Origin of the sequence: Panacibacter ginsenosidivorans (genome assembly GCF_007971225.1) — a bacterium.
GTDB classification, from domain to species: domain Bacteria; phylum Bacteroidota; class Bacteroidia; order Chitinophagales; family Chitinophagaceae; genus Panacibacter; species Panacibacter ginsenosidivorans.
In genome coordinates this window covers 859,489-886,142 of record NZ_CP042435.1, presented here as the reverse complement: position 1 = coordinate 886,142, position 26,654 = coordinate 859,489, and the positions used below count along the sequence as shown (strand labels likewise).

The window sequence follows — 26,654 nt, the reverse complement described above, 5'->3', positions numbered from 1 at the left end:
TACAAGTGAGTGACACAACAGCTGATGCCATGAAATACCAAAGTTTGTAACATAAAAAGAACTTCATTACTCCTCTTTAGGAGTATTAAAAATGCCAACCCATAATTGCGATTAATGTCATCAATAATAAATTTACCATACTTATCGGCAACAAATATTTCCATTCAAGATTTAATAACTGATCAATGCGCAAACGTGGAAATGTCCACCGAAACCACATGATGACAAAAATTAGAAAGAATACTTTTGCAAAGAACCAAACAGATGACGGAATATAATCCATCACATGATTAAAGCCCTGCCAACTGCCGATGTGTAAAGGCATCCAGCCGCCAAGAAATAAAATGGCACCGATACTGCACACGATAAAAATATTTACATACTCTGCTAAAAAGAACAAGGCGAATTTCATTCCTGAATATTCGGTGTGAAAACCTGCGGTGAGTTCGCTTTCAGCTTCAGCAAGATCGAATGGTGCACGGTTTGTTTCTGCAGTTACAGCTATAATAAAAATTACAAATGAAATGATTGCAGGAATATGACCTTTAAAGATCCACCAGCCATTTTCCTGAGAAGCAACGATCTGTGATATCTGTAAGCTACCTGTCAGCACAACAATGGAAATAATAGAAAGACCTGCGCTCAATTCATAACTTACAATTTGTGCGCCGCTACGCATTGCACCAAGCAATGAATATTTGTTATTGCTTGCCCAGCCTGCCATTAAAATCCCAATAACAGAAACAGACGAAACAGCGCTTACATACAACACACCAATATTAATATCCCAAATCTGAAAACCTTTTGCAAAAGGAATAGGAGCGAGGATGAGCATGGCGACGATCATCACAACAAATGGTGCAAGATTGAATAAGAATTTATCTGCGCCATCTGGTGTTAACCCTTCTTTTACGGCAAGCTTTAGTGTGTCAGCTAATGTCTGCAATATACCTTTAAAGCCTACACGGTTTGGACCTAATCTTATCTGCATATAGGCAGATACTTTTCGTTCCATAAATACTAAAATCAATCCAAGCACTGCAAACAAAGTAATCACAGAAATACCTACAATGACAAATTCAAATATCAATGCGAGTGTTGGGTTGAATGTATTATTCAACCATGTGTGAATGCTGTTTGTTATGCTTTCTAAACTAAACATATTGTCTATCTATCTATATCCGGTATCACCAAGTCCAATGTTCCCATGATGGCAACAAGATCACCTATCTTATGTCCACGAGCCATATGGTCCAATGCCGATAAATTTGAAAAACCCGGCGAACGAAATTTTATGCGATAAGGTGTTGTTCCGCCTTCGCTGATGATGTATACACCAAACTCGCCACGTGCCGTTTCTACTCTTGAATAAAATTCTCCTTTGGGTAATTTCAACACCGCTTTTGTTTTTGCCTGGAAATCTCCTTCGGGAATAATATCTATCAATTGTTCAACAATGGAAAGTGATTGCCGCATTTCCTGTACACGTACCATATATCTCGCAAAGCAATCTCCATCTGTTGCAGTTATCTCATGAAAATCTAACTTGTCATACACTTCGTAAGGAAACAGTTTGCGAATGTCACAACTTACATCACTTGCTCTTGCAGTGGGACCTGTACAACCATAAGATATTGCATCTTCTTTCGAAATAAAACCAACATCTTTCATGCGGTTTTGAAAGATCACATTTCCTGTTACCATTTCATCGTACTCATCAATCTTTGATTTGAAGAGTGTAATAAAATCTTTAACTCTTTTCTGAAAGTTTGGATGCAAGTCGTACATTACACCACCGGGTACCATATAGTTCATCGTTAATCTTGCGCCGCATGTTTCTTCCATTATTTCATTGATCGTTTCTCTTTCGCGGAATGCATGAAAGAAAGGTGTGAGTGCGCCAACATCCATTGCCATTGCGCCCCACCATAATTGATGCGATGCAAGTCTCGTTAATTCATCCATCAATACACGAATAACTTTTGCACGTTCAGGAATTTCTATTTGCAAACCTTTTTCAACACATAAAGCGCAACCATGATTATTAATGTGCGAAGAGAGATAATCCATGCGGCTTGTTACATAAATAAATTGCCTGTAACTAAGACTCTCACACATCTTTTCAATAGAGCGGTGAATGTATCCGAGATGGGGTTCAACTTTTATAATGGTTTCTCCGCGCAATGTTATAACAAGATGCAACACGCCATGTGTAGATGGATGCTGCGGACCCACATTGATCATTAAATCACCTTCTGTTGTTGTGCCTACTTCTTCAAACAAATTTTAAGTTTTGTGTTTTGTGTTTTGTGTTTTGTGTTTTAAGTTTTACAACTCGCAACTCAAAACTTTAAACTCAAGACTGTTATAACTTTATCATATTTACCGGATCTTCAAAATCTTTGCGCAATGGAAAACCTTCATAGTCATCTGTCAAAAACAATCTTCTCAAATCAGGATGCCCAATGAATTGTACACCAAATAAATCATACGCCTCACGTTCATGAAATTCTGCGGTGCGCCATATATCTGAAACCGTTGCTATCCGGGGGTTCTCTCTGTCGAGTTTTGCTTTTACAACTACTATATGTTTTTGCGTTGTTGATCTTAAATGATACACCATTGTTAAGTGTGTTTTCCAGTCAACACAGGTAACGCAAAACAAAAAATCAAATAGCAAACTATTACTCAATTCAAGTGCAACGTCTTTCCATGTTGTTGAGTCTATCAACATAGTTATCCATTCCGTTCCTTCTTCAAATGTTGATGATGGAAATGACTCGCTGATTTTTATTTTAAGTTCGTCGTTAGTCAAAACTTATTTTTTTGTTACAAGCTTTTGTTTTTTATGGCATCGGTTGTTGCGTCGCAATCACTTCATCGTTCAGAACACTGATGAACAAAGTAAAAATTCAAAAGCCGTGACTCAGTTTTGAATTTTGGCTTTTTACTTTTGAATTAACTACTAAAGTACAAGAGTGCGACGCAACGAAAGCTTAATAGCAGCCCTCAAGCTTAGTAGAAAAGCTTCTTATTGCTTTTCTATATGTATCTTATCAATGTTGCCGCCTGCTTTTATTTTATTTTGTAACGCAATCAACGCATGTATTAACGCTTCTGGTCTTGGCGGGCAACCTGCAATGTACACATCAACAGGAATTACATGATCTGCACCCTTCACCACAGAATAAGTATTGTAGAAAAAAGGACCCCCGCTCGTAGCACATGCACCCATTGCAATCACATATTTTGGATCAGGCATCTGATCATATAAACGTTTCAACACAGGCGCCATTTTGTTTACAATAGTTCCCGCAATGATGATGACATCTGCCTGTCGGGGCGTAGCACGTGCCACTTCAAAACCAAAGCGGCTCCAGTCATATTTAGCGGACGCTGTGCTCATCATTTCTATAGCGCAGCAACTGGTGCCAAAAACCAATGGCCACAATGAATTTGCACGTGCCCAGTTGATAACTTCATCAAGCTTGCTTATAAGCACACCACCGCCTGGTGTTTGATGCACCTGACCAGGAAAATCTGCTTTGTTTTGTATGTTATCTTTTACATCCACTTCAATGCTCCTGTTTTATGTGCATATAGAAAGCCCATGAATAATATGAAAAAGAAAACGATGATCTCAACTAAGGCTGTTATGCCTACTTCTTTTACCACGACCGCCCAAGGGTATAAAAAGATCAGTTCAACGTCGAAAATGAGAAAGATGAGTGCGAACAAATAATAGCCAACATTGAATTGATTCCATGGAGAACCTTCTGTAGGAATACCGCATTCGTATGGCTGACCCTTTACAGGATTAGGTTTGGACTTCGTTAGAATTTTCGCTACAGCAATGCCGATAGCGGAAAAAGCAACTGCTGCGATGATCAGAACAATTAATGAAGCTGAACCCATCGTTATTATTTTTATGGCAAACTAAATATAGGACGGAAAAATTAAAGCGGGTTGTTATTTTTCCACAAAATGTTAGCACAACTGATTTGAAAATATAACGTTAGGAAACTTTTTCTGTAAGTGCTGTAGGCAACCCATCAAGGCTTACAAGATTTTTATCTTTTATATATTGTTTAAGCCCGTCTTTGCCCTTTGTTTCTGCCCATTTTGTTGCATGATCTCTTTCGCCCATATATTCATAATAAGGAACACTAAATCCGCAAGAGGTTTGTACTTTATAAATATCTGCTACTATAAATTGGCGGATACCTGGCGGCAATTCAAACATGACTGCATATTCTTTCCATTCGTCATCGGTTGGAAGAACGGTATAACCTTTTCCATAAAGTCTCAGAATATTGGGCGGACCATCAAATGCACAGAACATAAAAGTGATGCGCTTATTTTCTAAAATATGCGCAGATGTTTCGTTGCCACTGCCAATAATATCCATGTAAATAACTTTTGCCGGAGAAAGAACACGAAAACTGTCCAAGCCCTTTGGTGAAAGATTGATATGACCTTCTGTGCTTAGTGGTGCAGTGGCAGTAAAAAATATTTTTTGTTTTGCAATGAATTCGATGTGCGCTTCAGTAATGCGGTTGTGAAACTTGCCCATAGATTATTTGTTATAAAAAACTTAACGAAGGTAAGAGTTGTAATAGTTTCTTTTTCTCATTATGGAGTTATCGAAACGGCTCACCTACTAAAATCATCAGTTTGCCGCTGCATTTCCGCAATACATCTATTTTGTATTTTTTTAAGAAATGATCAAATCTATTTTTGATGCATGGTTGAGCAAGTTGGATGCAAGTAGATAGGAAATTGAAAGCTCTGGAACCAGTTCAGCTAATTTATAAAACACAAAAAAATTTACAACATGAAAAAGATCATTGCAACACTGGCTGTTATATTCAGCCTAACAACAAGCGCTACATTTGCTTATGATGGTGCTTCTGTTTCCAAATCAGTATTAAAATCATTCAACAAAGAATTTTCCGGGGCAGATAAAGTCAGTTGGGTTGAATTAACCTCAGGACTTTACCGCGCTTCTTTTAATTATACCGGAAAAGAGGTTGAAGCTTTTTTTGATGAAACAGGTAATCTTATTGCAACCGGATCTGTTATAGCAGAAGATCATCTGCCATTATTGGTTGCAAAATCAATAAATGAAAAATACGTAGGGTTTGCAAAAACAGAAGTTATTGAATTTGCCATGAATGGCGAAACTCAATATTTGGTGACTCTTAATAAAGAGGGGAAAAACTATATTATCAAGGCTGCAGGTAATGGTGACCTGGAACTTTATAAAAAAATGAGCAAATAGAAATTGTATCGTAAAGGAAATTTTGAAGACGCCAACACAGCATGTGTTGGCGTCTTTTATTTAAAGTCTAAAGAGTGATTGAGAAAATATCTGTCATGGAGAGGTATAAAAGTGTAGAAATTTTTACTTATCTTTTATAATTTATTAAACTGTAAATTTAATAAGCAGTTTTTTTTGGATGAGAAGATTTATTAATGCTATTATAATCTTTACATAAGATAAAAGGCACAAATTTTGCAAAATCTAAAACACCAAACCGATAAACACCATGCACAATATTTTAATAATCGACGACGAGGAAGATGTTTTAATTTCTCTTAAAAAATTGCTTGAAAATAAAGGATACAATACCACGGTTCTTTCAAGGCCGGAAACTGCATTTAATATGATAAGTGTACTTATGCCTGATATAATTTTGTTGGACATAAAGCTGGCAGAACTTGATGGAAGAGATATTTGTATACAGTTGAAATCAAATGCTAAAACTAAAAGGCTAAAGATTATACTTTTTTCAGGCCTGATTGTGAGCAAAGAAGAATATACAGGTTATGGAGCAGATGATTTTATAGAAAAACCTATTCATTTCCCCTCGCTAGTAAAAAAATTAAAGCAGCATTTGTCTGAAAAGATTGATGCCTGACACGCAAGTATCTTTCATTTTGTAATTTTTATCCTTTGTTTCATTAGCACATTTCATTAATTCGTAATAGAAAGACTTTTGGAGTGTTTTTTTGATAAAAATTATCCTTAAACTAAAATTTTGTAAGTAACCTGCGGTCCTGCATCAAAATTTATAAGACTATTTGGGTGAATATGCCGCGCAGGTATAAACTAAATTATTTAAACCTTGTGATTGCATTATTTTTTTCCGGGCTTTAGCACTTTTATCAGGCAATTGTTGCGTCGCACCCTTATACCAATATTCTTTATTGAGCCATGAAATTTTTACAACAGTTTTATTTTTGTGCCACAAAAAACAAAGTGTACAAGAGTGCGACGCAACAATAGTTGCTTATGGTTTTGCAGCCGGGTTCATCATACTAACCTCTATTAATTATGCATACCAGCTAAAATACCCTGCATTTGTTTTTTTAAACTTTTTTCAGCTGGGGTAAGCCTGCTATTTTTTAATGGGCTTGCTTCCTGAAGATCTATTGAATAATGATAAAACAGGCCAGTGCTATCATATAATTTATAGGCTGTATCCTGCACCCATCCAATTGGTGGTTTGTCTGGCTGCCCCTGCATGTTGGCATCATAATAACAATATATCCACTGTCTTGTAGGTACGCTTGAACCTGTAAGTGCTGCGTAAAAACTTTTACCATCAAGCGGCCCATAATTAGTTGGTAAAGGAATACCGGCAATATCGGCAAAGGTTGGCATAAGGTCAGTAAAATCCAGAATAAAATCATTTTGTGTTCCGGGCATAATTTTTCCCTGCCACCACATTAACATAGGTACATGTGTACCAGCTTCATTTGTTTCGCTTTTACCTCCTCTGAAAGCAGCGTCCTGGAATTGTGATACAATGCTTTCATCAGTGCCATTATCTCCTACAAATATTACCAACGTTTTATCGGCAATACCAGCTTCGGTAACTTTATCTAGTATCTCACCTATCTTGGTATCCATATAATTAACCATCGATGGGAAATATTTAGTGTCCGGTGTACTTGTCTTTGGATCCCATGTTGCAAAATCAGGATTGTTTGGCGGAGGTTCAAATGGTTCATGTGAAAGACAGATGGCATCATAAATAAAAAATGGATTTGATTTATTAGCGTCTATAAAATCTTTTATGTGATTGGTAAATAGATCATCGCCAAATTTTCCCTGTGTCAAAGTTTTAGGTAAGAAGCCCGCATTCTGATAAATTACAGGATCTTTATACCGCGAACCTTTTCCTTTTACCCTTTCTCCATTCTTTGAAGTAAACGGGCTCCATATCATATAATCCTGGAAACCCGCTGCACTTATCGATGCATCACCGCCATCCAATTGCCATTTGCCTACAACAGATGTTTTATAGCCTGCATCTTTAAGCATGTTGGCAATTGTTTTACTGGTTGTATCCAGTACTCCCCATACAGTATAGTTCCTGAAATTATATTTGCCTGTAAGCAACATTACTCTTGAAGGGCTGCATAAGGGTGATGCATGAAAACGTGTAAATCGCATTCCAATCTGTGCCATCTTATCAATATTTGGAGTTGCATAAGATTGCCCCCCGTCGATAGTCGGTAACTCATAACCAATATCATCACCAAGAATAAAAATTATGTTAGGCTTATCACCCGCCGCAAGTTTTGAAATTTCCGATGACACGGTTGCTTTGGGCAAAGGCTTCAAAGAATCTGCTTTTTTGCAGTTAAATGAAATAATACAGAACAATAACGGTAATAAAATAAATCGGGCAGTTCTGTTAAGGAAGGTTGCTTTCTGTAGCATGCATGGGTGGTTTTAGACGGATTCATATAATTAACTTAAGGTAAAAAATATTTTTTTTAATCGTAATTAATTTTTTGGATACCGGCATTTGTGCTTTGTGGCATCGTTTGTTGTGTCACTCACTTGCACGTTCGGAAATTCATTGAGCAGAGTCAAAACTAAAAGCCCATATTTTCTTTTGAATTATTTGATGTAGTACAAGAGTGCGACGCAACGATGCTTTATAGCATTTCAACTGATGGGAGCATAAAAATCAAACCACATTACTGTCAGCCTCTATCAATCCTTGGTTGTTTATCATTATTTGGGATGCAGTTGCATTACGGAACTGTTGCAGGCTCATATCTATAAACCAAAAGTACAATCACGCATAAGCGAAAACAATACACGAAAAGGTGTAATTATAAAGGAGGTAATTATGTAAAAGTGCTTTCCCGGTTCAATTTTATTTGCAGCTAATAGTAATGAACTTATGAGCAGATCGTTTTCATGAAATTGTTTTTCATCTCAGGGTTGGAAGTGCAAAAACAGGTTGCAATAACAAAATCAAATGTATATCTTTTTTTTATGTATTAATGTTATATACTATTTCTTATTGTTACATAATTTACTTATTTATTACATTCCTGTTAGCAGGAAATGCCTGAAATGAATGTAGTAATTTCAATTTTTATTGCTTAATAAATGAGATTGAATAATTGGATATAATTTCAGGTATTATGCAAGCCTGCAAGAGAAGGACAATGGTTATGTATATAAAAAGAGCATCACTGTAATAAGGATGCTTTCAAATAAAATAAGACAGTTTACTGTTAATGATAATCAATACCCATATTCCAAAACATAAAACTCCATTTGTCTGCCTGTTCTTCAATAATTTTCGCGGTTGGTTTTCCCGCACCATGACCGGCTTTGCTTTCGATACGTATTAACACAGGGTTGTTACAACTTTGTGCCGATTGCAGTTGTGCAGCAAACTTGAATGAATGTGCTGGAACAACGCGATCATCATGATCTGCAGTAGTAGCCATTGTTGCAGGGTAACATGTTCCTTTTTTAACGTTATGAACAGGAGAGTAGTGGTATAAATACTCAAACATTTCTTTGCTGTCATCAGCTGTCCCATAATCATAGGCCCAGCCCGCACCTGCAGTGAATTTGTGATAACGCAACATATCCATAACACCAACTGCAGGAAAGCAAACACGGAAAAGATCAGGTCGTTGAGTCATGCATGCGCCAACTAGTAAGCCACCATTGCTTCCTCCGCTTATTGCAAGAAATTCTTTTGATGTTATATTGTCTTTGATAAGAAATTCCGCAGCTGCAATAAAATCATCAAATACATTTTGCTTTTTTAGTTTGATTCCTGCATTATGCCAGTCATCGCCATACTCACCTCCGCCGCGGATATTCGGAACGGCATATACGCCACCATTTTCCATGAACACAAGATTACTAATGCTAAATGCAGGAGTAAGGCTAACGCTAAAACCACCATATCCATAAAGCAATGTTGGGTTTTTCCCATTAAGTTGTATACCTTTCTTGTGTGTAATAATCATAGGTATTTTGGTACCGTCTTTTGATGTGTAAAAGACCTGTGTGCTTTCATAATCATTAGCATTGAACTGCACATTCGATTTTTTATAGAGTGATGATTTGCCCGTTATAATATCATATTTAAAAATAGTTGGCGGGTATATATAAGAAGTAAATGTGTAGTACAATTCTTTCTCTTCTTTCTTACCACTAAAACCACCGGCAGTTCCTAATCCTGGTAATTCAATTCCTGTTTCTTCCTTGCCATCAAGGTCGTATTGTATAACCTGCGATACAGCATCTTTCAAATACTGTGCATATATTTTGCCACCACATGTAGAAATAGATAAAGGGAACTTTGTTTCCGGTATTAAATCTTTCCAATGTTCAGGTGTTGGGGTTGCTGCATCTGTAATAACTAATTTGGTATTTGGAGCATTTCTGTTGGTTGTAATAAAGAGCTTTCCATCGTTGCTGTAAACAATGGATTGTTCTGTTTTAAAACCTGTAACAATGGGAACGATCGTTGCATCTTTCTTTGTAAGATCCTGTATATACAATTCATTGCCATAAGTAGCTTGGGCGGCGGTAATCACAAGAAAATGCTGATCTTCAGTTACGTAACCGCCAATGTAACGACGTGGTGTTTTGTCTCCGCCAAAGATCAATACATCTTCACTTTGTTTTGTGCCGAGCTTATGATAAAATAATTTATGTTTATCTGTTACACCACTTAACTGGCTTCCTTCTTTTGGTTTATCATACCTGCTGTAATAAAAACCTTCATTACCCTTCCAGGCAATGCCACTGAATTTTACTTCCAGCGTATCATCTAATAATTGTTTGGTAAGTGCATTTATTACGATAAGCTTATTCCAATCTGCGCCGCCCTCGCTTATCGTGTATGCAGCCAGCGATCCATCTTTTGTAAATTCCAGACCGGATAAGGATGTAGTGCCGTCATCACTAAATTTATTAGGGTCTAAAAATATTTCAGGATCGCTGTTTTCTTTTTGACGGTACAATATGTACTGGTTCTGCAATCCATCATTCTTATAAAAATATGTGTAGCTACCTTCTTTAAATGGTGCAGAATATTTTTCATAATTCCATAATTGTGTAAGCCTGTTTTTGATGGCACCCCTGAATGGTATTTGCTGCAGGTAAAATTGTGTAACCAGGTTCTCTTCTTTCACCCAATCTTTTGTGTCTGCTGCTGTATCATTTTCCATCCAGCGGTACGGGTCAGAAACTTTTGTTCCAAAAAAATTATCTGCCTGGTCTGTCGTTTTTGGTACAGGATATTTTCCGGTAAAAGCACTCCTGCTTTGAGCTATTGTTGTCATAGATATAAAAGCTGCAAAAATAATGAGCAGGTATTTCATAGTGCATTATTTATTGAAAAGATAAGTGTCTTATTTTTTTGTAAAGTGCTCATGTACAGGTGGCATCGCCTGTTGCGTCGCACTCTTGTACTGTATTACTTTACGGAAATGACGACAGGGGGTATTAACCATTTTTGATTCTCGGAATAAACATTTATTTCATCCAAACTAACGATACAGCTATCTCTTTCGCGTACCACTCTTTAACTTTAGGGTCAATCTTTGTGCCTTTTGTCATTACATACTGAAACCATCCTTTCCCATCGGTTACAATAATAGTAAATGTAAAGTGATAGTAATTTTTAGGCTCAACTGTTACGCTATCTAATTTTAAAAACTCCTCTTTTGAAATAGATTTTAATCCATTTTCTTTTATATAGACTTTGAAAGTTTTATTAAGACTCTGCGATTTTACTGCACAGTTTGCAGCAATCAACAGCACGACTAAAAAAATAAGCTTCTTTAAGGGCATCATATATTTTGTTACTTAATAAACAGTTTTTCTTTTTCCGCTTTCAAAATCTTTAAAGATAAATGCACCAAGCCTGTCAAGACTTGCAAAGAAAGCTTTACCATTATTTGTTTCAGTAAATTCATTTACAAATCGTTGCAGGTAAGGGTCGCTGGCAATCATAAACGTGGTAATAGGTATTTTTAGCTTCTTACATTGCGCGGCAAGATTTAAACAACGGTTGGTAATTTTTCTGTCGAGACCAAAGCTGTTTTTATAATAACGTCCACCAATCTTTAAGCAGGTTGGCTTACCGTCTGTTATCATAAATATCTGCTTGTTGGGGTTTCTTCTTTTGCGCAGAATATCCATCGCCAGTTCTAAACCAGCCACCGTATTGGTATGATAAGGACCAACCTGTAAATAAGGAAGATCTTTTATTTCAACGGGCCATGCATCGTTACCGAATACAACAATATCTAAAGTATCCTTAGGATATTTTGTAGTGATCAATTCACTTAATGCCATGGCGACTTTTTTCGCCGGTGTAATCCTGTCCTCTCCATATAATATCATGGAGTGAGAGATATCGATCATTAAAACGGTGGAAGTCTGCGCTTTAAAATCAGTTTCACGGATCTGCAGGTCATCTTCCTGCATACTAAAACTTTCCACACCATGGTTGATCTGCGCATTGCGGATGCTTTCAGTAAAATCTATCTGTTCCAGCATATCGCCAAACTGGAATGGGCGATGATCGGGACTTATTTCATCCCCTAGTCCGGGCTTTTTAGTGGTATGATCTCCCTGCCTGCTTTTCTTAAGCTTACCAAATATCTCTTCCAGGCTGCGTTTGCGGATGCTTTGCTCGCTTTTTGCAGTAATAACTATTTGTCCTTTTTCAGTGTCATCTTTTATGTAACCTTCTTTTTTCAGGTCATCAATGAAATCGCCCATACCATACTCATCATCGGTAAGCTGGTATTTTTTATCGAGTTCATTCATCCATTGTAATGCTTCGCTTACATCTCCGTTTGTGTAAGTCAGTAACTGCATAAACAAGTCGAGCATTTGCTCAAATTTTGTTTTTCCCTCCGCATTGGGATCAAATTTTATGAATCGGTGTCCTAACATAAGTGTAAACTAATTAAAAATAAAAAAGGATTGTTACTAAAGCGGTAAAACATTCATGCATTTAAATTAAACCGCTGAAATGCTTTTGCCGCGAGTATTTTAAGCATAACAAAATATTCTACGGAGAGTTGTAAGTATGATAAAACCAAACCGGAAAGTACATTATTGTGCTTCTAAAACAAATAATAAAATTGAAGTTGCCCACAGCTGTTGAAAAGATAGCGAAAATTTTCTTTTCAAAATTTTGCGGTATAAAGTTTTCACTTACCTTTGCCATCCCGAAAAACGGGGTAGTTCTTTGGTGCACAATAAACCATTCAAAATCAGGATGCTTTGTTGATGCAAATTTATTCACAATTTGCCACTTTAGCTCAGCTGGTAGAGCAACTGATTTGTAATCAGTAGGTCGTTGGTTCGATTCCGACAAGTGGCTCTTTCGATATACAATTTTCAATATTCTAATAAACCGGAATTTATAAAATTGTTTAGCATTTTTGGGCAGATGGCCGAGCGGTTAAAGGCGACAGACTGTAAATCTGTTCTCTCACGAGTACGCAGGTTCGAACCCTGCTCTGCCCACAGTTCTTTGTAGTTTGAAGTTGATAATTTATCAATTTTGAATAAAATTGCGGAAGTAGCTCATTTGGTAGAGCGATAGCCTTCCAAGCTATAGGTGGCGAGTTCGAGCCTCGTCTTCCGCTCTTCTTTAGTTTGGAGTTTACAGTTTGCGAACTGCAAGCGAAGAACTCACAACTGAGTATGCCGTTGTAGCTCAGTGGTAGAGCACTTCCTTGGTAAGGAAGAGGTCGTGAGTTCAATTCTCATCAACGGCTCTGATAGCTCATTTAAAACTGAAAGTACAAGTGTGCGACGCAACAGGTGATGCCATGAAGTACTGAAGCTGGGCTCATAAGAAATGAAACTATGGTCAATGGACGGTGTCTGTTGACTGCGATTATAAACACAATTAAAAACGATAAAGATGTCTAAAGAGACCTTTAAGAGGGAGAAACCCCACGTAAATGTTGGCACCATTGGCCACGTTGACCATGGTAAAACAACTTTAACTGCAGCTATTACCGAAATCCTTTCCAAGAAAGGTTTGGCTACAGCTAAGAAATATGATGAGATCGATGGTGCGCCTGAAGAAAAAGAGCGTGGTATCACTATCAATACTGCACATGTAGAGTACCAGACAGCAAACCGCCACTATGCACACGTTGACTGTCCAGGTCACGCTGACTATGTTAAAAACATGATCACTGGTGCTGCACAGATGGACGGTGCTATTCTTGTAGTAGCTGCTACTGATGGTCCTATGCCTCAAACAAGAGAGCACATCCTGCTTGCTGGCCAGGTAGGTGTACCCCGTATGGTGGTATTTATGAATAAAGTTGACCTGGTTGATGATCCTGAATTGTTAGAACTTGTTGAGATGGAAATTCGTGAATTGTTAACTGAAAAAGGTTTCGATGGCGAAAATACCCCAATTATCAAAGGTTCTGCAACCGGTGCTTTGGCAGGAGATCCTAAGTGGGTTGGCGCTATTGATGAACTAATGGCTGCTGTTGATAGCTACATTCCATTGCCTCCGCGCCCTATTGACTTACCGTTCCTTATGTCTGTTGAAGACGTATTCTCCATCACAGGTCGTGGTACTGTTGCTACCGGCCGTATTGAGCGCGGTATTGTAAAAGTTGGTGAAGCGGTTGAGATCGTTGGTTTGATGGATGCTCCTTTGAGCTCTACTGTAACAGGTGTTGAAATGTTTAAGAAATTGCTGGATGAAGGTCAGGCTGGTGATAACGCAGGTTTATTGCTCCGCGGTATTGAGAAAAAAGATATCCGTCGTGGCATGGTGATCTGCAAACCAAAATCTATCACTCCGCACACTGAATTCAAATGCGAAGTTTATGTACTGAGCAAAGAAGAAGGTGGCCGTCACACTCCATTCTTTAATAAATACCGTCCTCAGTTCTACTTCCGTACAACTGACGTAACTGGAGAAGTTGTATTACCAGAAGGAACTGAAATGGTTATGCCTGGTGATAATGTGAGCCTCCAGGTAAAACTGATCCAGCCAATCGCTATGGAGAAAGGTTTGAAATTCGCTATCCGCGAAGGTGGACGTACAGTAGGTGCCGGACAGGTTACTGAAATTCTGAAATAATGTGGCTTCTCTATCCTTTAAAAGGGATATTGGAAAGGTTTTAATAAATTTGCAAAGTACTTGGGCGCAAGCCTGAGTACTTTGTTTCTAATAAGAAGTTCTTTAATCCTGTAAGAATTTAATTTATACGGGCATCGTACAACGGTTAGTATAGAGGTCTCCAAAACCTTCGATCTGGGTTCGAATCCTAGTGCCCGTGCTGAGTTTAAGTTTACTTGTTGATCAGGTGTAAAAGTTGAAAGGCTTTAGTAACCAACTTAATCAACCAGTTAACCAAATCAACTAAAATAAATGAACAAAGTATCTAACTACATCAAAGAAAGCTACCACGAGCTGGTAGAGAAAGTAACCTGGCCAAGTGGTTCACAATTGCAGCAATCTACAGCAATTGTATTGATTGCAACTGTTGTGATCATGCTCATGGTATCTTTAATGGACTTTGCAAGCAGTGAAGTGCTTAAACTGATCTACTCACTCTTTAAGTAAGCAAATAATGCAGGATACTCCGGAAATACAAAATGAAGTACAGCAGGCAGAAACTAAGTGGTACGTATTACGCGTGGTGAGCGGTAAGGAAAGAAAAGTAAAAGAATATCTTGATAAGGATATTGCACGCAGTGGCTGGACGGACATTATAAAACAGGTTTTCCTACCAATGGAAAAAGTTTATAAAGTGCAGAACGGTAAAAAAGTAATGCGTGAAAAAAACTATTTCCCCGGCTATGTAATGCTTGAAGTAGCTGATGGAAAACTTACTGATGATATCATTCATCACATCAGTAACATCACTAACATCATGCACTTTCTTACAGATGGAAAAGGCTCAAAAGGAAACATCATTTCTCTTCGCAAAGCAGAGGTAAATAAAATGCTTGGCAAGGTTGATGAAATGAATGACCAGGGCGTAACAATGAGCGAACCATTTATTGTTGGCGAAACGATCAAGATCATCGAAGGACCATTTAATGATTTCAATGGTGTAATTGAAGAAGTGAATGATGAAAAGAAAAAGCTGAAGGTTACTGTAAAAATCTTTGGCCGCTCTACTCCTGTTGAATTGAATTATATGCAGGTAGAGAAATTAGGTTAATATAATCTCTTTATAAACAAAAGCCCGTGGTTTAACTACGGGTTTTTTTGTTTACCAGGCCGCATTACTATTATCACGCTTTACTTGCGTCGCACTCTTATACTTTCTGTTATATAGCAACATAATCCCGATATACTTTAAAATAAATATTGATCAATAACATTTATGTTGCTCACGAAAATAATTTTAGAAGGCCCCTATAAACTTTTTTGCGGGTATTAAGAGGAACACTATTTTTGCTGCCCGCTATGGGGAATTAGCTCAGCTGGCTAGAGCGCTTGCATGGCATGCAAGAGGTCACCGGTTCGACTCCGGTATTCTCCACTTTAGTTTCTTAAAAATATAAAGGGCTGTAAAATCAAAGATTTACAGCCCTTTTTGTTAGGCTTTCTTGTGTAAAATCATATAGCAAATTGTGCTCTTTCTTTTTCTTGCATAAGTGTTCAATTGCAATAACTAAAAGACTGTACTTTAATTTCATTAATTAATATTACTTTTTAAACGTGAAACACCATTTTTTTCAGAACAAAAAAATATTACCTTCGGTTTTTAAATTAGTTGCATAACTAACCATTTTTGAATTGCCATTTTTAAAGCACATAAATTTGTTGCAATTTACTAACTGCTTCATTAATGATATGCAGTACAAGAGTGCGACGCAACAGAAGCTTAATAGCATAATTTTAGCCAGGCTCAGAAAAAAATATACCCAAACAAGAATTTATGAAACGTACTATTAAGAAAGTAGCAGTTCTCGGCAGTGGTGTTATGGGCAGCAGGATAGCTTGCCATTTTGCAGGAATTGGTGTGCAGGTTTTGTTACTGGATATTGTTCCCAAAGATGTAGCAGCAGATGCAAAACCTGCGGCAAGAAATAAAATTGTAAACGATGCATTAACGGCCGCAATAAAAAGCAATCCTTCTCCTGTTTATACTAAAGGTGTCATTAAACGCATTACTACCGGCAACTTTGATGATAATATGAAAGACATTGCTGCCTGCGATTGGATCATCGAAGTAGTAATAGAAAAACTTGACATAAAACAAAAAATATATGAACAGGTAGAAAAATACCGAAAACCCGGAACACTTATAACATCTAATACTTCGGGAATTCCGATTAATATTTTGTCGCAGGGAAGAAGTGAAGATTTTAAAAAGAATTTCTGCGGCACACACTTTTTTAATCCTCCACGCTACTTAAGATTATTAGAAATTATTCCTACAAAAGATACAGACCCTGAAGTTGTTGATTTCTTAATGCATTATGGTGACTTGTATTTAGGTAAGACAACGGTGCTTGCAAAAGACACACCCGCATTTATTGCAAACAGGATTGGTGTATTTGGTATTATGGCCATTTTCAACAGTATGCAAAAATTGGGTTTGGGCGTTGATGAGATAGATGCATTAACAGGACCAATTATCGGCAGACCAAAATCTGCAACCTTTAGAACTGCCGATGTAGTTGGTATAGATACGTTAGTAAAAGTAGCAAAGGGTGTAGCAGAGAATTGCCCCAATGATGAAGCAAAAAATATTTTTACTATCCCTGAGTGGCTTGATAAGATGATTGCTAATAACTGGCTCGGAGATAAAACAGGCCAGGGATTTTTTAAAAAAACAAAGGGTGCAGGCGGTGAGAAAGAAATTCTTACACTCAACCTGCAAACAATGGAATATGCGCCACGCATTAAACCAAAGTTTGCAACTTTAGAAACAGCCAAACCTATTGAAGATCTGAAAACCAGATTGAAAGCACTAACTGCAGGGCAAGATAAAGCCGGTGAATTTTATCGTCATTTTCACTATGCATTGTTCTCATATATTTCGCATCGCATTCCTGAAATAAGTGATGAGATCTATCGTGTAGATGATGCAATGATGGCTGGCTTTGGTTGGGAAATTGGTGCCTTTGAAAGCTGGGATACATTAGGGGTTACTAAGAATGTGGAAACAATGAAAGCAGCAGGCTATACTGTTGCTCCGTGGGTTGAAGAAATGCTGGCAGCAGGCAACAAATCATTTTATAAAGTAGAAAATGGTAAAAGGTTGTATTATGATGTTGCTAGTAAATCATACAAACCAACTCCAGGTGGAGATGCATTCATTATTCTAAATAATTATAAAGAAAAGATCGTCTGGAAAAACGGCAACGCTGCGTTATATGATATTGGTGATGATGTTGCGGCATTACAATGGAACACCAAGATGAATAGCATTGGCAGCGAAGTACTGGAAGCAATGAATAAAAGCATAACTACAGCTGAAGAAAAATTCAAGGGTCTTGTTATAGCCAATGATGGCGCAAATTTCAGCGCAGGTGCCAACGTGGGCATGATCTTTATGTTTGCCATAGAACAGGAATATGATGAGCTTGATATGGCTATACGCATGTTTCAAAATAGCATGATGCGTGTTCGTTATTCAAGCATTCCAGTTGTTATTGCGCCGCATGGTTTAACGCTTGGTGGTGGTTGCGAAATGAATTTGCATGCAGATAAAATTTGCGCTGCTGCTGAAACATATATTGGTCTTGTTGAGTTAGGTGTGGGACTTATTCCGGGTGGTGGTGGCACTAAAGAATTTGTGTTGCGTGCATCAGACGACATGCACGAAGATGAACCCGAAACAATTACATTGAAGAGCCGCTTCTTTAATATTGCAACAGCAAAAGTTGCTACATCTGGTTTTGAAGCTTATGAACTTGGCATCATGCGTAAGGGTCATGATGAAGTGGTGGTAAACCAGGGCCGGCGTATTGCTGAGGCTAAGCGAAGTGTTATCGAATTATATGAAAGCGGTTATACAATGCCTGTGCAGCGCACTGATATAAAAGTGTTAGGTCGTTCTGCATTGGGAGCTTTACTTGCTGGCATCAACGGAATGTGGCGTGGCAATTATGCAACAGATCATGATGCATTGGTTGCACGTAAACTGGCATATGTAATGTGTGGTGGCGATCTTAGCGAGCAGAGTTTGGTAAGTGAACAATACCTACTCGATCTTGAACGTGAAGCCTTCTTGAGCTTATGCGGAGAAAGAAAAACACTGGAAAGAATACAAAGTGTTTTGAAAAGTGGAAAGCCATTGAGAAACTAATGCAAAAATTATATAATAAAACTTTTTGAATGGTCTTTTTTTCAGGCCATTTTTTATTTATGAGCTTCAGTATTTATAGCATCGCCTCTTGTGTCACTCACTTATACGTTCGGAATAGGCAGGAGCTATCAGGGATCAGCATTCAGATGCAAGTTTTAACTGATACCCGACTGCTGATAGCTGAAATTTATTCAGCAGTACAAGTGAGTGACACAACAAAAGTTTAATAGTAGCAATTCTGCCTGTTCACAAAAAATATAATAACGCTACTTCTTCTCTCGATTAAAATATTTACTTTTCATTTCTATGAATCGTATTGACAGAGTTACTGCTATACTTATACAACTACAATCCAAAAAAATAGTAAAAGCACAGGATATTGCTGACCGTTTCCAGATCAGTTTACGCACAGTTTATCGTGATGTAAAAACACTTGAAGAAGCTGGCATACCCATAATTGGTGAAGCGGGTGTTGGTTATTCAATCATGGATGGATATCGTTTGCCACCTGTAATGTTTACAAAAGAAGAAGCAACGGCATTTCTTACTGCAGAAAAAATAATAGAAAAATTTACAGATGCATCTACAGAAGCAAGTTATAAATCTGCTATGTATAAAGTGCGTGCTGTATTACGCAATGCTGACAAAGAACTGCTTGAAAACATGGAAGATCATATACAGGTTATAAGAAACGTTTTACCTTTTGATGCAGAGACTTCAAGGGACAGGCTTCAACCATTTTTAAAAAGTATAGTGGAACAAAAAATTGTTCATGTACGTTACACAGCTTTTCATTCAGATGAAACAACTGAAAGAGATATTGAACCTGTGGGTATTTTTTATGCAAGCGGTTACTGGCACGTTATTGCGTATTGCAGAATGCGTAAGGATTACAGGGATTTTAGGGCAGACCGTATCAATTCAATAAGCCTGACTGATGAATCATTTCACACGGAACATCCCACCCTTAAAAATTATCTTGAGAAGTTTGTACAACAGCAGCAATTAGAAAAAATAGTTATTAACGTAGAAAGGAAAGCTGCAAAATATTTAGAAGGCCAGAAACATTATTATGGCTTTGTAAACGAGCAGAAGGTAAGTGATAAAATTCAAATGACTTTCTTATCAGCTTCTTCCGAATCCTTTATAAGATGGTATATTATGTTTGCAGATCATGCAGAAATTGTTTACCCGGATTCTCTAAAAGAAACATTGAAAAACTACCTGCGTAAAATGGCTGATAAATTTTTATAGGAAGCTTTTTTAACCGCATTATTTATTCAGGAATTTAATTGCAGTATGCCAAATTCCTGTTCCATCGCAAGAGAATACTTAAGCAGCATATCTATAAACTCAATTCCATATTTCGAATAAAACAGAGAAAAATTTTCCACTCTTTCCTGCAAATTATTCCCCGGGAATAATGCAGATTGTAATTTGCCAAGGTTGTGTTGTTCAACTTCAAATTTTCTTTTTTCAGCGCGTAACATTTTCTTTTCAAGTTCACGTAACTGTTTTAACGCCTTTACTTTTAATGCAATAACATGATCATGCAGGGTTTCATCAACAGCACCCGCAAGTGTTTTTATTTGGGTATAAAGATTCTCAATATGCTTTAGTTCTCCATTTAATGCAAACTGTTTGCTGCTTCTTCCGGCAACAATGCTATTCATTATTTCAAAAGCAGGTTGGAAAAGGTCTGCTGCTTTTATCCCTAATTCATTTATTTTTTTCACCCATTTTTCTTCTATAACTAAGAATGAATTACGAAGTAATAAAACAGGATACGGAATATCAACCGCTTCAAAAACAGACTTCAATTCCAGCCAATAAGCCAGCTCTCCGCCTCCTCCGATAAATGCAATATTGGGCAGCACTGTTTCCTGGAAAGCGCCACGCAGAATTACATTTGCGCTGAATCTATCCGGATAATCATACAATTCCTTTATTATTTCATCTTCAGAAAACTTTAAACCTAAGGCATCTATTTTGTAGCGGTTATCAACCTTCTCTATTCGTTCCCGTTTATTGTCTTTCAAATAAAACAAATTCAATTCTCTTCCGCCAGCCTGTGGTTTGTGATGTTTTTCTAATGCCGCAATGGTTGCACTTACAGCCTTATGAGAAAATCCTTCTCTTAATTCTTTTTCTACTACCGGTATAAATAATTTCTTAAGAGTCGCATTATCCGGTATTAGTACTACCAATCCATATTTCCCAAATAAATCATTTACCAGTTCAAGTGTTGCTGACTGTATGGTCTTTCCTTTACTGTAAACCCTCCTGAAGGTATCAATCAATTCATTACCAAAAGGCAATACTCCAAGCTGGCCATGCATTTGAGCAATAAGTTGCAGAAAGGCATTATCAACTTTCATTCTGCCAACAGCACCAGTTTGATCTGTTTGCCAGCCATAAGCAACGCCATCAATTTTTATATTACCTATTTCATCAAGGTCTGCATCTTCACTTCCCATATAATAAACAGGTACAAAATTGTATTCAGGTAATTGTTTTTTTAATGTTGCAGCAAGCTCTATTGTGTGCAGTATCTTGTAAATAAAGTATAGAGGACCGGTAAAAATATTCGGTTGGTGTGCTGTTGTAATAGTAAAAGTATTCTCATTGTTCAGCAATTCCATATTATTACCAAGCGCCTTTGTTTTTGGCAAAGCGTCATATTGCTTTTTCAGCTCCTGCACCAGTACAGCTCTTTGCTGGGGAAAAAGTCTCCTTGCTTCAATAGATTGTTTAATACCTGCCTTACTTACTCCATATCGGTAAAAGGGTTGCAGTTTTTCATCTGCATTCAGGTAATCAATGACTAAGTCTGAAAAATAGTTCGTTTGGCTATAAGCGAGATACGTACAATTTGCTTCCATGCAACAGAATTGGGCAGCAATTTAATCTCTTTCTTTTTTGTATGTACAACCTTTTAGCAATCTTTCACAATTCGAAAACAACTGTGCACTTTTTGAAGCCGGCATTCTGTATTGTTATGAAACTTTCGTTGCGTCGCACACTTCAATATTCTGTAGAAAGCCGGACAGTGAAAAAAGTGTACAAGAGTGCGACGCAACGACAGCCAAATAGTATTCCTGCCGGTGGGTACATAAAATTTTAATGGTTACAAAACCCATCCTTTGCGGTATTAATTGCAAGTGGCATAATTTTTATATAATTTATACACAAATAAACTTTATGCAAAACTGGTTAAGAACATTACTTGCAGGCTATGGCGCTTATAAATGGGGCGGTGGGTGCCTTGGAACAGTTGTAATTTTTTTGCTGATATATTGGGCGCTTGGTCATTGCTAAACTAAGCTTTGCATTGCAAGTGAGCATCGCTCTGAATTATTTCACCTTTTATCAATGATTATACTATTTGTCTTGCAATAAAAACAGCTATTTTCTTATCGAATGCAACACAAATGTTATTCCTTCTGTCATTTGATGCAGATACACTGCTAGAAAATTATTAGTCATCCGTACACAACTTAATCCCTTTTAATAACGTATTTATAAGTACAGGTGTAAACCTTTACGTGAATACCAAAATCCTATTTTATGATTATCATATTAATTATTGTGCTGACTGCCATCGTCCTTAATTCTATTAACTCCTACAGGAATTATTCTATTGCGGAAAAAAATAAAGCGAAACGGCTTCATGAGATTTATTCCGATTAGCCCGGATTCTTTATTGGATTTTTTAGCAGTAGGGTTGATTATCAGCCATTAGGTAAATACAAAAAAATAAACTTCTTATTTAAGGATGAAGTAATTATATGAGCCGCAGGCAATATAACGGGCTTTACATTTTTACATTGATTATTTGCAGCAAAATTCCGTACCTGCGATCAACTTTAGAATATTTTCCTATCTTCCATCGTTAATAAGATAAACCTGCGGAACTATTTTTATGACAGAAATTGAAAAAACGGCAATTGTTACAAATGCCAAACCCGTATATATGCTTGTAAATAAGCTTGGATTAAAAGATACGGACGTATTTGAACGTAATAAGATAATTAAAAAGTATAAGGCCTTTATTTATAAAAATTATGACGGCGGATTTAGAACTGCCACCGTTTACATGTATGAAAATGAATACTACTGCAACCTGTTTAGCCAACAATCACAACGGCCAAGGCCAGGAGGGAGGTATTAATAATTACCCCTTTATACTACCGGTAACTGTGTAACCTCTTATTTATAAAGTAGGTGGCTTTTGCAAAATCGAACGCTAAGCGACTATTTGTAGCCTGCTCATAGGCCAATATTAAATGTTTTGTATTAATTCTAATTAAACCGTAGCCAGGTGGATATGTTTTGACACGTGTACAAACAGGATGGCACAATTTAGCTATTTGCCGGGATAATTATCAGTATGATCAAATTCATATCCCTTTGCCTTTAAGAGGTCTACAAGCTGTTTAAGTTCACTAACCTCCCATGGCTTACGAAACATCTCGTCATGTGAAAGCAAAACAAAATGATTGGGTGTAAAACATCTCTGCGGGTCATTAATACGTTTCTCTATTTCTTCAAACATTTGCTGCACCGTTTGTACAGGCTTTCCACCTGCACTATGCTGCCATTCAAGATCCCATCCAAAAAGGTTGTACCCATTTTTGTGCAATAAGTCAGCCGCCTCTCTGCCGTTAGCAGATATATCGTCTTTTCCGCGGGTTCCTATACGCCATGTATTCCTGCCGGGCATACGTGCATCTTTATCTTTAAAGTTCAGCAGTTCTTGATTTTTATTAAAGTCCTCAAGCACTTTTTGAGGATCTTTATAATAAGCCTCATAATGATTATTTGCGTGAGAGAAACTGTGATTTGCTACTTCCAGCAGATTATCATTATATGCCATTTCAAACTTATTTTTCATTTCCGTATCTGCTTTCATATGCCGCCCAACCATAAACATGGTAGCAGGTATCTTTTCTTTATCCAGCGCGTCTAATATTCCTTCTGTGCCATTGAGAGGGCCATCATCGAAAGTTAGATAAATAACCTTGGCTGTATCAACTTTTTTTAGAGGCAGCGTATCAATAGCAATATCATTTTTTGAATTATTTTGCTGGTTAGTGCAGCCATCAAATAAACCAATTAATCCACACAGCAATAAAATTGTTGCCTGGTTGCCAAAAAAAATTGATTTGAACATAGACTTATTCAATGTTTAACGTATAATCACCTTAATAATTTTCAAATTTATAATGCCTTGTTCATAATCATTGTATAAAACACTATAGCTGTGTTAAATAACCTTTTGTACCTGGCTTAAGTACTTTGTGCATCTTACGTTGCGTCGCACTCTTGTGCTTTTAGTTTGCAATTGAGCGTGCAACGCTATAAATGTTTAATTGTTCATTAAAATTTCCTAACGTACAAGTGAGTGACACAACAGTCGATGCCATATGTTCCAAAGCCCGGTTCCAAAAAAATAATTTACTTTCAACTCCATAAAGTTTGCTATTTTACCGATACATCTTATTTTCGCACTCTTAATTGTTTAATTAAGAAGTTAACCTAATTATTTAAGCCTGTAAATTTCTATTTAAAATGGCAGTTAAAATCAGACTTCAGAGACACGGAAGTAAAAAAAGGCCTTTCTATTTTATTGTAGTAGCCGATGCCCGTGCACCCCGTGATGGAAAATTTATCCAGAAAATCGGAACTTACAACCCACTTACAGTACCAGCAACAATTCAGCTCGACAGGCAGAAAGCCCTTGAGTGGCTGCACAAAGGTGCACAGCCAACTGATACCGTAAGACGCATCCTTTCGTTTAAAGGTGTATTATACCTTAAGCACCTGCTGCGTGGCGTAAAGCTTGGTTTGTTTGATGAAGCTACCGCAATGGTTAAGTTTCAAAAGTGGCACGAAGAGCATGAAGCCAACGTAAGACGTCGTACAGACGAACACAGAAAGGCGCAGCGTTCAAGACGTCCTTATGGACAGTCCGAAAGACGTTATGAGCAAAAAGGTGAAAGTTCAGGTCAGTAAATCAGCCAACAACTTAATCTCTTTTATAATCCCGGTTAATTTTTGCCGGGATTTTTTTGTGTCCCGGTTTTTGTATTTAATGGCATCTTCGTTGCTTCGCACACTTCAGCTATCGAAATATTTAAAACTCACTTTAAAAAGTCCCCCACCGGGGATTTAGGGGGCTTTAAATTGGTTATTTTTAAAGCCTGCATATAAACCATAAGCCGCATGAAAATTTTAAAGAGCCTTTATGCACAGGTTATCATTGCCATATTTATAGGAATTATTCTGGGCATCTGGCTTCCCGATTTTGCTATATCGCTTAAACCCATGAGCGATGCTTTTATCAAGCTCATCAAAATGATGATCGTACCCATCATTTTCTGCACTATTGTTAACGGGATTGCGGGTATGGAAGATATGAAAACTACTGGCCGCGTTGGTTTAAAAGCATTGATCTACTTTGAGATACTGACTACCATTTCCCTTATCCTCGGTTTGGTCATCGTAAACTTTGTGCAGCCTGGCAGCGGTATGCATGTAAATCCCGCAAGTCTTGATGCAAGTGGTGTGCAAGGGTATATAAAACAGGGGCAAACCTCCGGTGGTTTTGTAGATTTCCTGATGCACATTATTCCTGAAAATTTTGTAAGTGCATTGGCAGAAGGAAATATATTGCAGGTATTGTTCTTTGCTGTTTTGTTTGGTGCAGGATTATCACAGATAGGAGATAAAGCTCAACCTATACTTAAAGGTTTGCATAGCTTAACAGATGGTTTGTTTGCAGTAATGCGTATAATAATGCGGCTGGCTCCCCTTGGAGCTTTAGGTGCCATGAGCTTTACGGTTGGTAAATATGGTTTTGAATCACTGGCATCATTAGGAAAACTGATGCTTTGTTTTTATGCTACCTGTGCTGTATTTATTGTAGTAATACTTGGTGGTATTCTTAAAATGTACGGCTTTAATATCTTCAGACTGCTGAAATATATAGGAGAGGAGTTATGGATCGTTTTAGGTACATCGTCGTCAGAAAGTGCATTACCTGCGCTCATTCAAAAATTAAAAAAGCTTGGCTGCAAAGATTCTGTTGTCGGTTTGGTGGTACCAACAGGTTATTCTTTTAACCTTGATGGCACCTGCATTTATCTTACAATGGCCGCCATATTCATCACTCAGGCCATTGATATGCCGCTTACGTTAGGTCAGCAAATTTATTTGTTGCTTGTGTTACTACTTACATCAAAAGGTGCAGCAGGCGTTACCGGCGCGGGATTTATAACCCTTGCAGCAACATTACCTGTTGTTGAGCATATTCCTGTTGCATCAGTTGCATTGATACTCGGCATTGATCGCTTTATGAGCGAATCAAGAGCTATCACCAATTTTATTGGCAATGCAGTGGCTACAATTGTTGTTGCCAAATGGGAAAAGAAAATAGATATGGAAGTTGCAAAAGAAGCAATTGGTTAATTACTTCTTTTCTAAAACGCGTTTCAGTTTATCAAGACTTTGCTCCATGATCGGTCCAAGAATTTTATCGTTGGCCATTGAACCAAAACGTTCCCACGGATACCAGCCTAACTGTTGCTCAAAGGACCATTGCGCAGTGGTAACATTACCTGTAGCATCTTTCATTATAGTAAAAACACTTTGCTGAATATTCCCCTCGCCACTTTTCCAGTTGCTGAAAATGCTGTCTGAAGTACTTCTTGTAAGTGTTACTTCACCACCGCTTCCAATTTTTACTACTGTTCCTACGCCTGCTGTTTTTGCAGAAAGAAAAACAATGGTGCTGCTATCAGCGCCGTCCATCCACAGCTTCCAGTATTTTACATCATTCAGGTATTTGTAAACAGTATCATATGGGGCACTAATATTTGTTGCCCTCGATACTTTAACTGTAGCAGGAAACAACAAACCAATTGCAGTAACTACTACAAACAGAATAAAAAAACTTACGAGTACTAATCTTAAAATGCGCATTTGTATTTTTTGTTTTTCAGCTTAATAACTTTTGGCATCGCCTGTTGTGTCACTCACTTGTACGT

At 37.5% G+C, this 26,654-nt stretch carries 23 protein-coding genes and 6 tRNA genes; 16 read left to right on the top strand and 13 right to left on the bottom strand.

What is annotated here, in order from left to right; genetic code table 11:
* Window positions 1–85 precede the first annotated feature (85 nt).
* The 6 genes from nuoH to FRZ67_RS03660 form a co-directional block, all read right to left on the bottom strand.
* On the bottom strand, window positions 86–1,162 hold the full coding sequence (gene nuoH, locus FRZ67_RS03685) for an NADH-quinone oxidoreductase subunit NuoH (protein WP_147188238.1): 1,077 nt from the start codon (window positions 1,160–1,162) through the stop codon (window positions 86–88).
* A 5-nt stretch (window positions 1,163–1,167) separates the two neighbouring features.
* Window positions 1,168–2,283: an NADH-quinone oxidoreductase subunit D gene (locus FRZ67_RS03680; protein ID WP_225975500.1), complete on the bottom strand. Its 1,116-nt coding sequence runs from the start codon at window positions 2,281–2,283 to the stop codon at window positions 1,168–1,170.
* A gap of 82 nt (window positions 2,284–2,365) precedes the next feature.
* Window positions 2,366–2,815 carry an NADH-quinone oxidoreductase subunit C gene (locus FRZ67_RS03675; RefSeq protein WP_225975499.1) on the bottom strand — a complete coding sequence of 150 codons (450 nt, stop codon included), beginning with the start codon at window positions 2,813–2,815 and terminating at the stop codon, window positions 2,366–2,368.
* 216 nt (window positions 2,816–3,031) lie between these two features.
* Entirely contained in the window at window positions 3,032–3,574 is a 543-nt protein-coding gene (locus FRZ67_RS03670; protein ID WP_445376000.1) for an NADH-quinone oxidoreductase subunit B, read from the bottom strand.
* The gene (locus FRZ67_RS03665) at window positions 3,565–3,915 is read right to left on the bottom strand and encodes an NADH-quinone oxidoreductase subunit A (protein WP_147188236.1); all 351 of its coding nucleotides are present in this window, start codon (window positions 3,913–3,915) and stop codon (window positions 3,565–3,567) included. The genes FRZ67_RS03670 and FRZ67_RS03665 overlap by 10 nt, the downstream gene beginning before the upstream one ends.
* 100 nt (window positions 3,916–4,015) lie before the next feature.
* Complete coding sequence (locus tag FRZ67_RS03660) at window positions 4,016–4,573, bottom strand: pyridoxamine 5'-phosphate oxidase family protein (protein ID WP_147188235.1); 558 nt, start codon at window positions 4,571–4,573, stop codon at window positions 4,016–4,018.
* Window positions 4,574–4,834: 261 nt separating this feature from the next.
* Here FRZ67_RS03660 and FRZ67_RS03655 point away from each other — a divergent pair, with 261 nt between their 5' ends.
* Together FRZ67_RS03655 and FRZ67_RS03650 are read left to right on the top strand one after the other, a co-directional pair.
* On the top strand, window positions 4,835–5,281 hold the full coding sequence (locus tag FRZ67_RS03655; protein WP_147188234.1) for a hypothetical protein: 447 nt from the start codon (window positions 4,835–4,837) through the stop codon (window positions 5,279–5,281).
* Window positions 5,282–5,549: 268 nt separating this feature from the next.
* Window positions 5,550–5,921 carry a response regulator gene (locus tag FRZ67_RS03650; protein ID WP_147188233.1) on the top strand — a complete coding sequence of 124 codons (372 nt, stop codon included), beginning with the start codon at window positions 5,550–5,552 and terminating at the stop codon, window positions 5,919–5,921.
* 410 nt (window positions 5,922–6,331) lie between these two features.
* Here FRZ67_RS03650 and FRZ67_RS03645 read toward each other — a convergent pair whose 3' ends face one another.
* The 4 genes from FRZ67_RS03645 to FRZ67_RS03630 all read right to left on the bottom strand — a co-directional run bounded on the left by FRZ67_RS03645 (window position 6,332) and on the right by FRZ67_RS03630 (window position 12,244).
* Window positions 6,332–7,732, bottom strand: coding sequence for a sulfatase-like hydrolase/transferase (locus tag FRZ67_RS03645; protein WP_147188232.1), 1,401 nt, complete (start codon window positions 7,730–7,732; stop codon window positions 6,332–6,334).
* A gap of 812 nt (window positions 7,733–8,544) precedes the next feature.
* Window positions 8,545–10,659, bottom strand: coding sequence for a prolyl oligopeptidase family serine peptidase (locus tag FRZ67_RS03640; RefSeq protein WP_147188231.1), 2,115 nt, complete (start codon window positions 10,657–10,659; stop codon window positions 8,545–8,547).
* Window positions 10,660–10,813: 154 nt separating this feature from the next.
* Window positions 10,814–11,134, bottom strand: coding sequence for a DUF4827 domain-containing protein (locus FRZ67_RS03635; RefSeq protein WP_147188230.1), 321 nt, complete (start codon window positions 11,132–11,134; stop codon window positions 10,814–10,816).
* Window positions 11,135–11,146: 12 nt separating this feature from the next.
* The gene (locus FRZ67_RS03630; RefSeq protein WP_147188229.1) at window positions 11,147–12,244 is read right to left on the bottom strand and encodes a vWA domain-containing protein; all 1,098 of its coding nucleotides are present in this window, start codon (window positions 12,242–12,244) and stop codon (window positions 11,147–11,149) included.
* 360 nt (window positions 12,245–12,604) lie between these two features.
* Here FRZ67_RS03630 and FRZ67_RS03625 point away from each other — a divergent pair.
* From FRZ67_RS03625 to FRZ67_RS03575, 11 genes are all read left to right on the top strand, one after another.
* Window positions 12,605–12,677 (top strand) — tRNA-Thr (locus FRZ67_RS03625).
* A gap of 63 nt (window positions 12,678–12,740) precedes the next feature.
* A tRNA-Tyr gene (locus tag FRZ67_RS03620) sits at window positions 12,741–12,823 on the top strand.
* A 49-nt stretch (window positions 12,824–12,872) separates the two neighbouring features.
* Window positions 12,873–12,945, top strand: a tRNA-Gly gene (locus tag FRZ67_RS03615).
* 60 nt (window positions 12,946–13,005) lie between these two features.
* A tRNA-Thr gene (locus tag FRZ67_RS03610) sits at window positions 13,006–13,077 on the top strand.
* A 149-nt stretch (window positions 13,078–13,226) separates the two neighbouring features.
* The gene (tuf, locus tag FRZ67_RS03605; protein WP_147188228.1) at window positions 13,227–14,414 is read left to right on the top strand and encodes an elongation factor Tu; all 1,188 of its coding nucleotides are present in this window, start codon (window positions 13,227–13,229) and stop codon (window positions 14,412–14,414) included.
* A gap of 127 nt (window positions 14,415–14,541) precedes the next feature.
* A tRNA-Trp gene (locus tag FRZ67_RS03600) sits at window positions 14,542–14,613 on the top strand.
* Window positions 14,614–14,705: 92 nt separating this feature from the next.
* Window positions 14,706–14,900 carry a preprotein translocase subunit SecE gene (secE, locus tag FRZ67_RS03595; RefSeq protein ID WP_147188227.1) on the top strand — a complete coding sequence of 65 codons (195 nt, stop codon included), beginning with the start codon at window positions 14,706–14,708 and terminating at the stop codon, window positions 14,898–14,900.
* A gap of 7 nt (window positions 14,901–14,907) precedes the next feature.
* A complete protein-coding gene (gene nusG / locus FRZ67_RS03590; protein WP_147188226.1) occupies window positions 14,908–15,504 on the top strand; it encodes a transcription termination/antitermination protein NusG in 597 nt (198 codons plus the stop codon).
* A gap of 250 nt (window positions 15,505–15,754) precedes the next feature.
* Window positions 15,755–15,828, top strand: a tRNA-Ala gene (locus tag FRZ67_RS03585).
* A gap of 399 nt (window positions 15,829–16,227) precedes the next feature.
* Complete coding sequence (locus FRZ67_RS03580) at window positions 16,228–18,606, top strand: 3-hydroxyacyl-CoA dehydrogenase NAD-binding domain-containing protein (RefSeq protein ID WP_147188225.1); 2,379 nt, start codon at window positions 16,228–16,230, stop codon at window positions 18,604–18,606.
* A gap of 306 nt (window positions 18,607–18,912) precedes the next feature.
* On the top strand, window positions 18,913–19,860 hold the full coding sequence (locus FRZ67_RS03575) for a helix-turn-helix transcriptional regulator (protein WP_147188224.1): 948 nt from the start codon (window positions 18,913–18,915) through the stop codon (window positions 19,858–19,860).
* Window positions 19,861–19,886: 26 nt separating this feature from the next.
* On the opposite strand, the gene bshC is transcribed toward FRZ67_RS03575, so the two are convergent.
* Window positions 19,887–21,488, bottom strand: coding sequence for a bacillithiol biosynthesis cysteine-adding enzyme BshC (gene bshC, locus FRZ67_RS03570; RefSeq protein WP_147188223.1), 1,602 nt, complete (start codon window positions 21,486–21,488; stop codon window positions 19,887–19,889).
* A 1,040-nt stretch (window positions 21,489–22,528) separates the two neighbouring features.
* Between bshC and FRZ67_RS03565 the strand changes: the two genes are divergently transcribed.
* The gene (locus FRZ67_RS03565; RefSeq protein WP_147188222.1) at window positions 22,529–22,777 is read left to right on the top strand and encodes a hypothetical protein; all 249 of its coding nucleotides are present in this window, start codon (window positions 22,529–22,531) and stop codon (window positions 22,775–22,777) included.
* A 195-nt stretch (window positions 22,778–22,972) separates the two neighbouring features.
* Here FRZ67_RS03565 and FRZ67_RS03560 read toward each other — a convergent pair whose 3' ends face one another.
* Complete coding sequence (locus FRZ67_RS03560) at window positions 22,973–23,779, bottom strand: polysaccharide deacetylase family protein (RefSeq protein ID WP_147188221.1); 807 nt, start codon at window positions 23,777–23,779, stop codon at window positions 22,973–22,975.
* A gap of 398 nt (window positions 23,780–24,177) precedes the next feature.
* On the opposite strand from FRZ67_RS03560, the gene rpsP reads away from it, so the two are divergent.
* On the top strand, window positions 24,178–24,621 hold the full coding sequence (gene rpsP / locus FRZ67_RS23845) for a 30S ribosomal protein S16 (RefSeq protein WP_147188220.1): 444 nt from the start codon (window positions 24,178–24,180) through the stop codon (window positions 24,619–24,621).
* 210 nt (window positions 24,622–24,831) lie between these two features.
* A complete protein-coding gene (locus tag FRZ67_RS03550; RefSeq protein ID WP_147188219.1) occupies window positions 24,832–26,076 on the top strand; it encodes a dicarboxylate/amino acid:cation symporter in 1,245 nt (414 codons plus the stop codon).
* Here the strand turns inward: FRZ67_RS03550 and FRZ67_RS03545 are convergent, their stop codons facing one another.
* A complete protein-coding gene (locus tag FRZ67_RS03545; RefSeq protein ID WP_147188218.1) occupies window positions 26,077–26,589 on the bottom strand; it encodes an SRPBCC family protein in 513 nt (170 codons plus the stop codon).
* Window positions 26,590–26,654 lie beyond the last annotated feature (65 nt).